The sequence below is a fragment of the Rubritepida flocculans DSM 14296 genome (genome assembly GCF_000425365.1).
Classification (GTDB): Bacteria; Pseudomonadota; Alphaproteobacteria; order Acetobacterales; family Acetobacteraceae; genus Roseococcus; species Roseococcus flocculans.
Window position 1 is genome coordinate 1 of the sequence record NZ_KE384355.1, and the last position, 13,591, is coordinate 13,591.

At 71.8% G+C, this 13,591-nt stretch carries 15 protein-coding genes; 7 read left to right on the top strand and 8 right to left on the bottom strand.

The window, feature by feature from the left end:
- From H596_RS0118930 to H596_RS22550, 8 genes are all read right to left on the bottom strand, one after another.
- Positions 1-821: AAA family ATPase (locus H596_RS0118930; protein WP_027286192.1), on the bottom strand; the 821-nt coding region annotated here is incomplete at its 3' end.
- Positions 818-1,594: an isoleucyl-tRNA synthetase gene (locus H596_RS0118935; RefSeq protein WP_051213444.1), complete on the bottom strand. Its 777-nt coding sequence runs from the start codon at positions 1,592-1,594 to the stop codon at positions 818-820. The genes H596_RS0118930 and H596_RS0118935, both read right to left, overlap by 4 nt.
- A gap of 8 nt (positions 1,595-1,602) precedes the next feature.
- Positions 1,603-2,061 carry a DUF6511 domain-containing protein gene (locus H596_RS24785; RefSeq protein ID WP_245584084.1) on the bottom strand — a complete coding sequence of 153 codons (459 nt, stop codon included), beginning with the start codon at positions 2,059-2,061 and terminating at the stop codon, positions 1,603-1,605.
- A gap of 7 nt (positions 2,062-2,068) precedes the next feature.
- Positions 2,069-2,806, bottom strand: coding sequence for a hypothetical protein (locus H596_RS0118945; protein WP_027286195.1), 738 nt, complete (start codon positions 2,804-2,806; stop codon positions 2,069-2,071).
- Positions 2,807-2,812: 6 nt separating this feature from the next.
- On the bottom strand, positions 2,813-3,649 hold the full coding sequence (locus H596_RS0118950) for an ATP-binding protein (RefSeq protein WP_027286196.1): 837 nt from the start codon (positions 3,647-3,649) through the stop codon (positions 2,813-2,815).
- Positions 3,649-4,179, bottom strand: a complete 531-nt coding sequence (locus H596_RS0118955) for a hypothetical protein (protein WP_027286197.1) — start codon at positions 4,177-4,179, stop codon at positions 3,649-3,651. The genes H596_RS0118950 and H596_RS0118955 overlap by 1 nt, the downstream gene beginning before the upstream one ends.
- 2 nt (positions 4,180-4,181) lie before the next feature.
- Positions 4,182-4,595 (bottom strand): hypothetical protein, encoded by a 414-nt coding sequence (locus H596_RS0118960; protein ID WP_169579898.1) that lies wholly within the window; start codon positions 4,593-4,595, stop codon positions 4,182-4,184.
- A gap of 64 nt (positions 4,596-4,659) precedes the next feature.
- Positions 4,660-4,929, bottom strand: a complete 270-nt coding sequence (locus H596_RS22550; RefSeq protein ID WP_051213446.1) for a hypothetical protein — start codon at positions 4,927-4,929, stop codon at positions 4,660-4,662.
- Positions 4,930-5,105: 176 nt separating this feature from the next.
- Between H596_RS22550 and H596_RS23190 the strand changes: the two genes are divergently transcribed.
- The 7 genes from H596_RS23190 to cas2 all read left to right on the top strand — a co-directional run bounded on the left by H596_RS23190 (position 5,106) and on the right by cas2 (position 13,508).
- Complete coding sequence (locus H596_RS23190) at positions 5,106-5,795, top strand: LexA family transcriptional regulator (protein ID WP_051213448.1); 690 nt, start codon at positions 5,106-5,108, stop codon at positions 5,793-5,795.
- 278 nt (positions 5,796-6,073) lie between these two features.
- Complete coding sequence (locus H596_RS0118980) at positions 6,074-6,592, top strand: DUF2924 domain-containing protein (RefSeq protein ID WP_084603039.1); 519 nt, start codon at positions 6,074-6,076, stop codon at positions 6,590-6,592.
- Positions 6,589-7,941 carry a recombinase family protein gene (locus tag H596_RS0118985; protein ID WP_051213450.1) on the top strand — a complete coding sequence of 451 codons (1,353 nt, stop codon included), beginning with the start codon at positions 6,589-6,591 and terminating at the stop codon, positions 7,939-7,941. Before H596_RS0118980 ends, H596_RS0118985 begins: the two co-directional genes overlap by 4 nt.
- A complete protein-coding gene (locus tag H596_RS22560; protein WP_051213452.1) occupies positions 7,938-8,363 on the top strand; it encodes a hypothetical protein in 426 nt (141 codons plus the stop codon). The genes H596_RS0118985 and H596_RS22560 overlap by 4 nt, the downstream gene beginning before the upstream one ends.
- A gap of 519 nt (positions 8,364-8,882) precedes the next feature.
- Positions 8,883-12,245 carry a type II CRISPR RNA-guided endonuclease Cas9 gene (gene cas9 / locus H596_RS0118995; protein WP_027286201.1) on the top strand — a complete coding sequence of 1,121 codons (3,363 nt, stop codon included), beginning with the start codon at positions 8,883-8,885 and terminating at the stop codon, positions 12,243-12,245.
- On the top strand, positions 12,242-13,183 hold the full coding sequence (gene cas1, locus H596_RS22565; RefSeq protein WP_169579899.1) for a type II CRISPR-associated endonuclease Cas1: 942 nt from the start codon (positions 12,242-12,244) through the stop codon (positions 13,181-13,183). Before cas9 ends, cas1 begins: the two co-directional genes overlap by 4 nt.
- 19 nt (positions 13,184-13,202) lie before the next feature.
- Positions 13,203-13,508, top strand: coding sequence for a CRISPR-associated endonuclease Cas2 (cas2, locus tag H596_RS0119005; protein WP_027286202.1), 306 nt, complete (start codon positions 13,203-13,205; stop codon positions 13,506-13,508).
- Positions 13,509-13,591 lie beyond the last annotated feature (83 nt).

Sequence of the window (13,591 nt, forward strand, 5' to 3'; positions counted from 1 at the left end):
AGCCGGGTGTCGTTCCGTCCGCAGATCACCTGCCCGCCGCGCAGCATCTGCGCGGGGCTGACCGCACTCCGCGGCAGCTTCCAGACGTGCTCGTCGTGCGGCCCGGGCGGGATCTCGATCCCCTGCCGGGCCATGGTGGCGAGGCGAATGATCGCGCTCTCGCCGGCCTGGCGGTGGATCTCGGTCAGCATTACGTCGGGCGGCGCGTCGGTGAAGGCGCCGGCGTCCTTGATCGGCGGCAGCTGGCCGGGGTCGCCCAGCACCAGGATCGGCTTGCCGAAGGCCAGCAGGTCGGCCGCCATCTCCCGCCCGACCATGGAGACCTCGTCCAGCACGACCAGCGCGGCGTCGCGGACGAGCGACTGCTCGTTCAGCAGGAAGGTGGGCTTGTGGATGTCAGCGAGCCGCAGCTCGAGGCGGCGGATCTGCGTCTCGGCGAAGGCGCGCTCGGCCGGCCCCATGCGCGGGCGGGTGCGCCGCAGATTGGCCAGCTCCGTCTCGACCCGGGCGATCTCCTCCGGCGTCGCCTCCGAGACGCGGTAGATCAGGGAGTGGATGGTCGAGGCCGGCGTGCCCTTGCGGGTCATCACCAGCGCGGCCTTGCCGGTGAAGGCGGCGAACAGCACGCCCCCGGCGGTGTCGCCGTCGCGCGCCATGGGATCGAGGCCGAGCGCCGCCATGGCGGCGGCGGTGATGGTGCTCTTGCCGGTGCCGGCATAGCCGAAGAGCCGGAAGACCTGCTGCTGGCCGAGGCGGTGGCGAAACCACTCCACGATCGCGGCGATCGCGTCGGCCTGCTGCGGCGACGGGGTGATGCTCATGGCCCCGCCTCCCAGCAGCGGGTGGCGTAGGGACAGGAGCGGCAGAGGTGGAAGTCGGGTGCGTGGGCCATGCGCGGCGGCAGTTCGCCCGCCTCCGCCGCGCGCAGGATGTCGACAGCGTGGTCGGAGAGGCGCTGCGCCTCGGCGGCGTCGAAGGGCACCGCCTCGTGGTGCAGCGCCAGCGTGTCGCGGTTCAGCGCGGTGAGCAGCGCGACCTCCAGATCGAGGTAGGCCATGTAGAGCTGCACCTGCGCGAAGTAGATCGGCTTGGAGAGGCGCAGCCCGCGCTTGACCAGGTCGGTCCAGGACTTCTGGCCGAGCGCCTTGTGCTCCCAGAGCGCGGGCCAGCGCAGCCCGACCGCGGGGCCGCCGACGATCACGCCGTCGGCGTGGCCGCGCAGCCGGCCGCCGGCCGCCGCGAAGCCGAACTGCCCGCCATCGGCGCCGCGGTCGCGCAGGTCGAAGCCGGCGAGGCGCAGCCAGCGGATGGACAGCGCCTCGAACTGGTGCCCGGCGTCGAACACCCGCAGGAGGCCCGGCTCGAAGTTGCGGTCCTTCGGCGCGTGGGTGATCTCGTAGACCAGCTTGCGGGCGCAGGGCTCGCCGACGCGGCTGCCGCCGAGATAGTCGCGCGGCCGCTGCTGCCGCTGCCGCGCCAGCAGGGCCGCGTCGAGATGCGCGTTGATGCGGGCGGTGATGACCGCGGCGTCGTCCAGCGGCGCATCGCCTCGCCCGTAGACGGCACCGGAGCCGGAGTTCAGGTCGAGCAGCACCGGCCCTCCTAAAACGGCAAAGGGTCGTCGAGCGGATCGCGCTCGGCGGCCTGGCGCCGCATCGAGGCCTGGAAGCCGTCGACGCAGGCCTCGATGATGCGGTCGATCTCCGCCGCGTTGCGGTCGTGGAACGGCGCCATGAGGTTCAGCTCGATCAGCACCTCGGCGAGCGGGCGCCGCGCCTCCTTGATGGCGCGCTCCTCCATCGGCGTCTTGTCGATCACGCCGCCCCTCCGCCGTGCCAGCGCACTGCCAGCGTCGCAGCAGCGCATCGAGCAGAAGGACAGCTTCGGGTGGACGCCGAGCCGAAGCCCATGGACGTAGCCGAAGCCTTTCGCCTCGCGGCCGCAGAGCGCGCAGGTGAGCCGGCGGATCTGGTCGGCCGGCGTGCAGCCCGGCAGGGGCGCGGGCCTGTCGGCCAGGGCACGCCCCTCCCGCGGCCGCGCCCCCCAGCGTCGTCGCGCCACGCCGCCATCAGCCGTTCAGCCAGGCCGGACCGTTGGCGAGCGGCGGCGACGCGGGCGGCGGCGCGGGCTGGGCGGGCGGCATGGCGGCAGGCGTGGCCCAGGCCGGGGCGGTCGCCACCGGCGCCCGGGGCGCGCCCGCGTTGGCCCAGGCGGGCGCCGCCGCCGCGGGGGGCGCGGAGGCCGGACGCGGCGCGCGCTGGCTCGGGGCCGGTGGCAGCGCCTCGCCCGCCATGATGCGCGCGTATTCCGGCTCCCCCGGGAGCACGACGCGGTCGAGCCGGTTGCTGTCGCCGTAACGGGAGTCGCTCGCCGGCTCGATCCGGAGCTTGGCCGCGAAGGTGATGCCGTGGAGGTCGGCGAGGCCGCGCAGGATGCGCCTGGCCTTGGCCGCCTCGCTCATGTCCTTGGGATCGAGGCCGCAGGCGCTGTCGATCATCGCCCGGAACATCCCCTTGGAGATCTTCCAGCCGATGGAGACGCCCTGCTCGTCCACCTTGCCGCCGGCGACGGTGAAGCTCTGCCAGAACTTCCGCCGGGCGTGCGGCCCCGCCACCACGGTGAACTCGCAGTCCAGCAGGCGCACGTCGCTGCCGGGGGTCCTGGCGGCCTTGAGCAGTCCGCGATCCACCTCGCCGGCGCCGTCGATGCCGCCCCTGCGGATCTCCATGCGCACCTTCACGAAGCTGCCGTCCGGGATGAGGTCGGTGCCGCGCGGCAGCTCGGCGTCGTTCATGTCGAAGGTCATGCGGGCTCAGCTCCTGGGCGTGAGGTTGATCTTGCGGAGGAGGGCGGCGAGGTCGGGCGGCTCGGTCTCGTCGAGGCGACCCGAGCGGTCCTTGGCCGGCAGGCCGAAGGCGTTGGCGGTGCGGCAGACCAGGCGGCGTTCGGTGCCGCGCTCCGGGTCATGCACCAGCGCGCCCTGCGCATCGCGCGAGAACAGCGCCATCGAGACCACCTGGTCGACGATGCCGGGCAGCTCGCGCCCCGCCTTGCCGCCCTCCATCTGCGGCTGCCAGGACACCCGCCCGAACTCGTCGGTGACGCGCTCCAGGATGCCGACCATGATCACGGTCCTGCCCGGCGCGTGCTGCAGGTGCTTGAGCAGGGCGATCACCTCGCGCGCCATCAGGCCGTAGGCGCCGCGGGTGTCGGGCTTGCCCGTCTTTTCCGAGAAGGCCTCGGGCCGGGTCTTGGCCCAGGCCATGGCCTGGCGCGTCAGGTCGGTGATCGAGTCGAGGAAGACGATGCTCTTGCCGGCGAGCAGCCGGACCAGGTCGGGATGCGCGGCCACCAGGTGCTGGTGGTGCGCCGCCGAGAAGAAGCCGTTCGGGTCGGCGGCCGGGTTCACGCCGCCGATCAGGCAGGCGAGGTCGATCGCGTCCTCGAAGCAGCGGATGGGGATGCTGTCGCCGCGCCAGTCCTGGACGGACTTCAGCCCGGCCTCGAGGTCGATGCACAGCGTGGCCTCGGCCGGCAGGGTCTTGAGCAGGCTGGTCTTGCCGACGCCGCTCGGGCCGAACAGGGCCATGGTGGTCTTGTTCGCCCCGGCCGAGAGCCGCTCATCGGCGGTGACGATGCGCAGCGCCATCAGCCGATGCTCCCGAGGTTGCCGGCATGCGGGCTGTCGCGGCGAGCCGTCTCCGAGAGGATGGTGAGCCGATAGCTCGGCTTGCCGGTGCGCACGATGCGCGCCGGCTCGAAGGCCTGGCGGATGCGCTCGGGCCAGGCGGCGTAGGCCCGCTCCGGCACCTTGAAGCTGACCTCGACGTATTCGGTCGGGTCCTCGCCGCCGGCGCGGATCTGCTCGGCGAGTGCGGCGAGCCGCCCCTGGTCCCACTCCACCCGCTTCGGCAGCTCGGCGACGACCTCGACCGAACCGTCCTGGAAGCGCACCGTGCCGGTGTCCTTGCCGGCGGCGCCGCGGGCGGCGATCGCACGCTGCTCGTAGCGCAGCGCGATGGCGGCCTCGATCCAGTCGGCCAGGCGCTTGGCGGCCTCCAGCGCCTCGCGGGCGTCCTGCTGGAGCAGCGCGAGATGCTCGGCCGGCAGCGCGATCATCTCGCCCACCGGCATGTGGCGGAGCGAATCGAGCGTCGGACGATTGACGAGCATCGCCATGGTCAGGCTGCCTCCTGCTGGTGCGGGACGGGGATCGGCACGGCGCCCGCGGCGTCGCGCGCCGGCGCCTGCGGATCGGGGATGCGCAGCGCCCGCCGCAGATCCTGCGGGATCGCCTCCGGCGCGATCCGCGCCAGCGCGCTGCGCCTGAGCCGCAGCGGACAGAGATCGGCGAGTTCGCACCAGGCCTCGCGCGCCTGGCGCCAGCCGGGCGCGCCGTCCAGCAGGAAGCGCACCGCCTCCTCGCGCTCGCGCGGCTTGAGCCCGGGCGTGAAGGTGCGGCGCGGCCCCTGGGCGGTGCTGATCATCCGCGGCCGGGCCAGCCGCTCGTCGGGGGTGGACGCATCCTCCAGCGCGCGGTGGATGACGGCGGCGGCGAGCTGGATCTCGGGCACAGGCAACCGTGCGGACAGCATGCGGCGATGCTCCGGAAAGGGCGGGGACGGATCGGGCGGGGAGAAGGAGAAGGACGGGGCGGGGCTATCCGTCGTCGGCCCCGGCGCGGGGCGGGTCGCCGGTGGCCGCGGGAGCGCCGATCAGATCGGCGGGGCTGAGCGCGATGCCGTGCGCGGCGGCGAGGGCGAGCAGGCGCCGGTGGTGGCGCGCCGGGATCAGGCCGCCGCTGCCGCCGCGGTCTTTCGGCAGCGCCCAGCGATGGACGGCGCTGCGGTCGAGGCGGAGGAGCTGGGCGAGCGGGCCGGCGCCGCCGAAGCGGGCGAGAACGGTGGCGGCGGGTTCAACCGAGGGCATGCGGGATAGGTAGAGCGCCCTCGGCGCGGGCGACAATGCATCAATTGCGCCGCAACCTGTTGACGCCCATCCCGTTGCGGATTACGCAACACCATCCCCGGTATCCACGGTTTCCCCCATGGAGGCTCCGGGGCGACTCCAGGCGGGAGCCCGACCATGCCGACAGCCCGACCCGCGTGCGGACCGGCGCGCCGCGCCGAATCGCCATGCTGACCATCGCGCAGATCCGCGAGGGGCTCGCCCGACCCGGCAAGTCGCAGAAGGGCCTCGCCGCGGCGATGGGCGTCGACACCAGCACGGTGAGCCGGCTCCTGGCGGGCAAGCGGCCGCTGCGCGCGCACGAGATCCCGGTGATCCTCGGCTATCTCGAGGCCGGCTCGGCGGCGGCGGGCGGGGGACGCTGCCGCGCCATGCCGGAGATCGTGCAGATCGGCGGCGACCGCTTCGCCATGCTGCCGGTCTACGACGCCATGGTCTCGGCCGGCCCCGGCGCGGAGGCCGAGGAGACGCCGCCGGCGACGCGCATCGCGTTCCGGGTCGACTGGCTCAAGCGCGTCGCGCGGGGGAACCTCGGCGACCTGGTGGTGCTGACGGTGGACGGCGATTCGATGGAGCCGACGCTGCGCCAGGGCGATTCGGTCCTGGTCGACATGGGGCAGCAGCGGCCGGGCCAGAAGGACGGGATCTACGTGATCCGCACCGATGGCGGGCTGCAGGCGAAGCGGGTGGCGGTGAACCCGACCAACGGGCGGGTCAGCGTGATCTCCGACAACAAGGACCTCTATCCGGCCTTCGTCGATCTCTCGCCCGCGGAGATCCAGGTGATCGGGCGGGTGATCTGGCTGGGGCGCCAGGTCGGGACCTAGCCTCGCGGCCTCGCTGCAATCGGTGCATTGCGCGGAGGGGCGCATCTCTGGCAGCAGCGGGGCGTGACCCGCCTCGCCGTTCAGCCCCTCAATCAGCATCTCCCGCCCCACCTCCGCGAGGTCTGCGACCTCCTCGCCCGCGGCCTGCTGCGGCTGCGGAGCCGCGCTGCCGAGGATCTCGCCCGGGACGCCGCCGAGGCCCGAGGGGCGGGAGCCATTCGCCTACACTCCACCGCCCGCCAGCGCCGTCATGCGAACCCCAGGAGAGAGGGAGTCGCATGACCCGACGGTCGACCGCGAAGGCGAATCCGCAGGGCGTGGCGCCCCCGGCGCCGACCATCCCGCGCATCCCGCCGGCGCAGGTGCTGCCGCGGCTGGCCGCGCTGCAGACCGCAACGGCGGCCGAGCTGAAGGCGCAGTGGCGGGCCCTGTTCGGCAGGGAGCCGCCGCCCTTCAACCGGCCCTACCTCGTCAGCCGGCTCGCCTACCGCATCCAGGAGCTGGCCTATGGCGGCCTGAAGCCGGAGACGCGGGCGCGGCTCGAGGCGCTCGGCGAGCAGCTCGACGGCGGCAACGTGGTGCTGCGGCGGATCCGCGCCGACAGCCGGCCGCTGCCCGGCACGCGGCTGGTGCGCGAGTACGACGGCGTGCAGCACGTGGTCACCGTGCGCGCCGACGACTTCGAGTACGAGGGGCGGCCCTACCGGTCGCTTTCCGCCATCGCCCGGCACATCACCGGCACCCGCTGGAACGGCTGGGTCTTCTTCGGGCTGCGCCAGCCGGGAGGCAGCGCATGAGGGGCCGGAAGCCGGCCGCGGAGGTGATGCCCGCCTCGGTGAAGAAGCTCCGCTGCGCGGTCTACACCCGCAAGAGCACCGACGAGGGGCTGGACAAGGAGTTCAACACGCTCGACGCGCAGCGCGAGGCCTGCGAGGCCTACATCGCCAGCCAGCGCGCCGAGGGTTGGGTCCCGGTCCGCGACCGCTACGACGATGGGGGCTTCTCCGGCGGCACGCTGGAACGCCCGGCGCTGAAGCGCCTGCTCGCCGACATCGAGGCCGGGCTGATCGACGTCATCGTCGTCTACAAGATCGACCGGCTCAGTCGGTCGCTGATGGACTTCGCCAAGCTGGTGGAGGTGTTCGAAGCGCACGGCGTCACCTTCGTCTCGGTCACGCAGTCCTTCAACACCACGACCAGCATGGGCCGGCTGACGCTCAACATCCTGCTCAGCTTCGCCCAGTTCGAGCGCGAGGTGATCGGCGAGCGGATCCGCGACAAGGTCGCGGCGTCGAAGGCGCGGGGCATGTGGATGGGTGGCAAGGTGCCGCTCGGCTACGACGTCGCCAACCGCAAGCTGGTCGTGAACGAGCCCGAGGCCGCGCGGGTACGGCGGGTGTTCGAGCTCTTCGTCGAGACCGGCTCCGGGGTGGAGACGGTCCGCCGCCTGCAGGCCGAGGGCATCACCAGCAAGTCCGGCAAGCTGCTGGACAAGGGCGACGTCTACAAGACGCTGAACCTGCGGACCTACATCGGGGAGGTCACGCACAAGGGCAACATCTACCGCGGCGAGCACCAGGCGATCGTGCCGCGGGAGCTGTGGGACCGGGCGCACGCCATCCTGCAGGTCAGCCCGCGCGCCCGCGCCGCGCAGAACCGGCAGCATGCGCCCGCGCTGCTGAAGGGCCTGCTGTTCGGGATCGACGGCCGGCCGCTCTCGCCGACCCACTGCGTGAAGCGGGGGAAGCAGTACCGCTACTATGTCTCGCAGACGGTGCTGCGGCACGCGGCCACGGACATCCGCGACATCGTCCGCCGCGTGTCGGCGGCGGAGATCGAGGCGGCGGTGGTAGACCAGGTCCGGGCGCTGCTGCGGCAGCCGGAGGTCGTGGTCGGCACCTGGCTCGCGGCGCGGAAGGAGGCGCCGGACCTCACCGAGGGCGAGGCGCGGGACGCGCTGCACCGGCTCGATCCGCTGTGGGATGAGCTGTTCCCGGCGGAGCAGGCGCGGATCGTGCGGGCGCTCGTGGAGCGAGTCATCGTCGGGCCGGAGGGCGCCGACATCCGGATGCGGGCCGAGGGGCTGACCGGGCTGGTGCGGGACCTCGGGGCGATGGCGCCCGCGGCGCGGAGCGCTGCCACATGATTGCCGCGACCAGCATCACGGTGCGGGTGCCGCTGAAGATCCGGCGGCGGCCAGGCAGGAAGACGGTGGTCACGCCGCTGCCCGCCGCCGGCGCCGACTCCGCCATCCCGACACGCGCCGACCCGGTGCTGGTGAAGGCGCTGGCACGGGCGTTCCGATACCAGCGGCTCCTGGACGAGGCGCGCTACACATCGATCAGCGAAATGGCGGCGGGCGAGAAGATCGACCGCGGATATCTCGGACGCCTCCTTCAGCTGACCATGCTTGCCCCGGATATTGTCGAAGACATCCTGGGCGGGCGGACCCCGGTGGGGATCTCCCTGGTCGGCCTCCTGTCGGGCTTGGCCGATGACTGGTCCGCCCAGCGGGCTGCTGCATCGGCCTATGGCCCGCCGGCCGGTGTCCCCGACCACGCCTCGTGAGATGACAACAATGACAGCTCTCGGCACCATGTCCGGCACTTGGCCTCACCCATTCCGGGTCGGGGTGCCGCCGGAGCTGCTCGCTTTCATGTCGCCTGCCGTTTCCCCAGCAGACCAGGGTGGCGCGATCGCCGCCGCGCTTCGGCAGATTGTCGAGCGCAAATGCCCTTATAGGACCCAGGAAACCTTCGAGGGTGAAAGGCACGCGAGGGCCGATAGGCTGTTGACTGGTGCATCCGGCAGGATCCGCCCGCATTCTCGACCGATGCGATGGCGGGCCAACAAGGGGGAGGACGCCTGCTATTCGGTGCAATGGTCGCCAAAGTGCAAGACCCCCGCGCGCAGCGCGAGGGTCAGGGGGCGCTTCATCCGCGGGATGCCCAGCCCGCACCTGTGTGGACGACTTGTTTTGCCTGCGGCAAGCGACCGGCCAATCAGACCAGCCATAGGCCACACCAAGCATCGCTACACGATGGCTTCATTACACCCTTCGAAGCGGCCTTCCAAGGGGGACCGTTGATGCAAATCGTCTGGGGCTTCGATCTCGGGGTCACATCTGTCGGCTTCGCGGTGATCCGCTGGGACGGGTGGGCGACGGCGGAAGGCGCGGGCGAGATCCTCCGCCTCGGTGTTCGAATGTTTCCCGAAGCCCGCGAGATCGACACACAAGGCCCCGGCGATCCGCTCAACGCCGCGCGCCGGCAGAAGCGTCTGATGCGGCGGCAGATTCGACGGCGGCGGTGGCGGCGGGTGCATCTGCGCGCGGTTCTCGCCGAGGCGGGGCTGCTTCCCGGCGCCGACGCCGCGCCACCGCCGGGACAGGATCCCTATGCGCTGCGCGCTCGCGGCCTCAAAGACGGGCTTGCCGCCGAGGAGGCCGGCTGGGCGATCTTCCACCTACTCAAGCGCCGCGGCTTCCAGGGAAGCCGCAAGGTCGGCCCAGCGGAGGCAGACGTTTCGCCCGGAGCCGAACAGGCCGCACGCGGGCACCGCCGCGGTAGCGACGCGTCGCCGTCAGACCCCGCCGACCGGAGGGCGCAGGAGGACGCCGAGGCGCAGGCGCGCGGCGCCGCGCTGGCGGCGCGGCTCGCCGGGAGGACGCTCTCCGCCTACCTACAATCCGACGATCACCTCAAGCCTGCTGGGACGGCGCCGCCAGCCTGGGAAATCCCGCGACGGCGCGGCGTCGGCCAGACCCGGCCGATGGTGCGCGAGGAGTTCGAGGCGCTGTGGGCCGAACAGGCGAAGCACCACCCCGACCTCCTCACCCCGGAGCTGAAATCGCGGATCGAGACGGCGGCGCTGGCGCAGCAGCCGACGTTCTTCCGCGCCCGCACGATCGGCGAGGACGACCTCGAACCGGGCGAGCCGCGCGCGCTGAAGGCCGAATGGCTTACGCAGCGATTCGAGATGCTGCAGCTCGTCAACGCGCTGAGGCTGGAACGCGGTAACCAGCGCCCGCTTGATCCGGCCGAGCGCGCCAGCGCCATCGCCTATCTGGAGAGCGTGCGCCGTCCCACCTGGGCCGGCTTGCGCGCCGCGATCGGGATCGGGCGGAGCGACCGCTTCACGCACGAGCGCAGCGAGAAGTCGACACTGCGCGGCAACGCCACGGAAGCCGCGCTACGGGCCGCGCTGGGTGCGGCATGGGACGCGCTGCCCGAGCAGACGCGCAAAACGATTCGCGCCGAGATCGGCCGCGCCTGGCACCGCATCGAGTACCGGCCCCTCAAGGGCGGAGCGATCTTCGCCATCCGCGATCACCTGGACATCGCCAAGGAACGCGCGACGCTCGCCGCGCGCGCGCGAGGCGAGTGGGGGCTTCCCGCCGAGGCAGCTGAGGCGCTGGCGCGCATCGACCTGCCCGACGGCGCGGCGCGCCACAGCCTGAAGGCGATGCGGCGGCTGCTGCCGCACCTCGAAGCGGGCCTGTCTTACATGACCGCGCTGGAACGGGAGTACGGCGCGCGCCGCGAAAGCGGCCCGCCGCTGCAGCGCCTGCCGGTGCCGAACCGGGCCGAGCTCGCGCGGATCGAGGACGCCTGGGTGCGCGAGCGGATGGCCGCGCTGCTCGCCGGCATCCGAAACCCGACCGTGCTGCGCACGTTGGGCGAGCTGCGCAAGGTCGTGAACACGCTGCTGCGCGCCCACGGGCGGCCCGACGTGATTCGGTTGGAGTTCGCCCGCGACCTCAAGCAATCGGTCGAGGAACGGCGCGCCACCGACAAGCGTCAGCGCGACCGCGAGCGGGCGCGCAGGGCCGCACGCGAGGAGGTGGCGAGGCTCGGCAAGCCGGCCGATGGGCCGGAGGGAGAGGAGAACGTGCTGCGCTGGTTGCTCTGGCGGGAGCAGGGTGGCCGTTGTCCCTACTCGGGCGAACAGATCGGCTGCGCCGGCGCGCTCGACGCCTCGGCGACGCAGATCGACCACATCTTCCCTGTCAGCCGCAGTTTCGACGACTCGCAGGCGAACAAGGTGCTCTGCTTGGCGGGCGAGAATGCGGCGAAGGGACGGCGTGCGCCGTTCGAGTGGCTCTCGCCCGATGGCGACCGTTGGAACCATCTCACGTCGATTGTCTGGCCCAGCATGGAGCAGGCAGGCTGGCCAGCGGCGAAGCGGCGGCGCTGCCTGAAGCCGTCGCTGGAAGATCCTCTGGCCGACGAGGTCGGTTTCACCAACCGCCAGCTCGTGGACACGGCCTTCATCGCCCGCGCCGCGCGCCCCTATCTCGGCCTGCTGTTTGGCGGCGGGCAGAACGGCATCGATGCAGTGCAGCCCGTGCCGGGGCGGGCGACGGCGTTGTTGCGCCGTGCCTGGGGCATCGGGCTCGGCCGTCTGATTGGCGGCGCGAGCGAGGACGGGCCGAAGGTACGCGACGATCTGCGCCACCACGCGGTCGATGCGCTGGCGGTAGCACTGACGACGCCGCGCACGGTGGCCGAGCTGTCGCGCTGGTGGCAGGCACGCGAGAGCGGCCTTCGCCCGCCTGGCTTCCGGCTGCCTTGGCCCGGCTTCCGCTACGAGGTCAAGGCAGCGGTGGAGGCGATCCTGGTCAGCCACCGCGTGCAGGCCAAGCTCTCGGGGCCGCTACACGAAGACACGCGGCTCGGCGATACTGGGCTGCGCGAGGCGAGCGGCTCGGCGATCTACGTCAAGCGCAAGCCGGTCGCCGAGCTCAGCGCTTCGGAGATCCTGAGCACGCCGCAGTACGGGCGCGACGCTTGGATCGCCGATGGTGGCGTGCGGCAGGCGATCCTCGATCATCTGTCGGCGAGCGGGCTCACGCTGGAGCGGCGGGAACGCGGCACCGTTCCGGACCAGGCAGCGGCACGGCGACTGAGGGCACTGCTGGCGCAGGAGATCCGCCTGAAATTGACGGAGGAAGCGCGCAAGAGGTGGGCGGAGCGGGGCGTCGCGGCGGAACGCGGGCCGGTCATCCGAAGGGTCCGTCTGCACATCCGACGCAAAGAGGGCATCATGCGTGTGCATGCGGAGAAGAACATCCATGCCGAACTCGGCCCCGGGTCGAACGACCATATCGCGATCTACCGGGACGGTGAGACGGTGCGCTTCCTGGTCGCGACGAAGCGCGAGGCGCTGATGCGCGTGCAGCGCGGCGAGCCGACGGTGCTGCTGGAACACCCGCAGGGAGGACGGCTGGTGATGGCATTGCGGCCGCGCGACGTTCTTTCTCGCGAGGAGAACGGGATCAGGGAATTCGTTCTCGTGCGCAAGGTGAATGCCGCAGGCCGGATCTTCTACAAGCCCCTGTATTCCGCGAATGAACCAAGACCCGAAGTGTCGCTGGGTCCGAGCTTCGTCAAGGACGGTTGGCAAAAGGTCTCCGTTGATCCAATCGGGCGATGGAGACCGGCGCGATGACCCGCACGGTCGAGATTTCCTCTACGGCTCGGCTGAGCCTTCGCCATCGACAGCTCGTCATCGCGCGCGAGGACGGCAGCGCGCCGACCGTGCCGGTTCAGGATCTCGCTCTGCTGGTGGTGGACAATCCGCAGGTCACCTACACTCACGCGCTGCTGGCGGCGCTGGCCGAGGCGAAGGTCGCCACCATCCTCTGCGGCGCGGATCACATGCCGGCGGGAGTCATCCTGCCCTATACGGCCAACGTGCTCGCTGGCGAGCGGCTGCGCGCGCAGCTTGCCTGCCCCAGGCCGCTGGCGAAGCGGCTCTGGCAGGCCATCATCGCCTGCAAGCTGCGCCGCCAAGCCGACCTTCTGCGCCGCGTCACGGGTCAGGATGCGGGGCTCGCGGCGATGGCCGCGCGGGTACGCTCCGGCGACCCGGAGAACCTCGAGGCGCAGGGCGCGCAGCGCTACTGGCCGCGGCTGCTCGGCCCGGAGTTCCGCCGTGACCGGTCAGGCGCGGCGCCCAACCCGCTCCTGAACTACGGCTACGCGGTGCTGCGCGCGGCAACGGCGCGCGCAGTAGTGGGCGCGGGGCTGCTTGCCGGGGTGGGGCTGTTCCACGCCAACCGGGGCGATGCCTTCGCCCTCGCCTCCGACCTGATGGAGCCGTTCCGGCCCTTCGTCGACGGCGTGGTGTGGGAGCTGGTGCGGGCCGGTCTGGCCGAGGGCGAGCTCGACCGTGCGTGCAAGGCGCATCTGCTCGGCGGGCTGAATCTGGCGGTCGGCATGGACGGGCAGTCCATGCCGCTCGGGCTCGCGTTGCACCGCGCAGCGGCGTCGCTGGCGGCGAGCTTCGCCGAGCGGCGCATGCTGCTGCGCCTGCCCGTTGACCCGACCGGCCTGCCCAAGGCGGAGGAGGAGCCGGGTGAGGAAGCCTCGCCCCCCGCTGCTTGACCCGATCGCATGGCGCACCGTGTGGGTGTTTGCGATGTTCGACCTGCCGGTGGAGACGACGGCGCAGCGTCGCGCCTATGCGCGCTTCCGGAAGGATCTGCTGGCGGACGGCTTCACAATGATGCAGTTCAGTGTCTATTTCCGGCATTGCGCGAGCCTGGACAGCGCCACGGCGCATATCCGCCGGATGGGGCTGCGCGTGCCGGCCGAGGGGGAGGTGCGGTTCCTGACGGTGACGGATGCGCAATTCGCACGGATCCAGGTCTTCGCGGGAAAACGGCGAAAACCCCCAGAGACTCCGCCATCGCAGCTGGAATTTTTCTAGCCGCGATGGCGGATTCTCTCGGTTTTCCAAGCGATTGCCCGAGAAACAGTGTAGCGATGCCCGGGGCGGCCGCAAACCGCAGC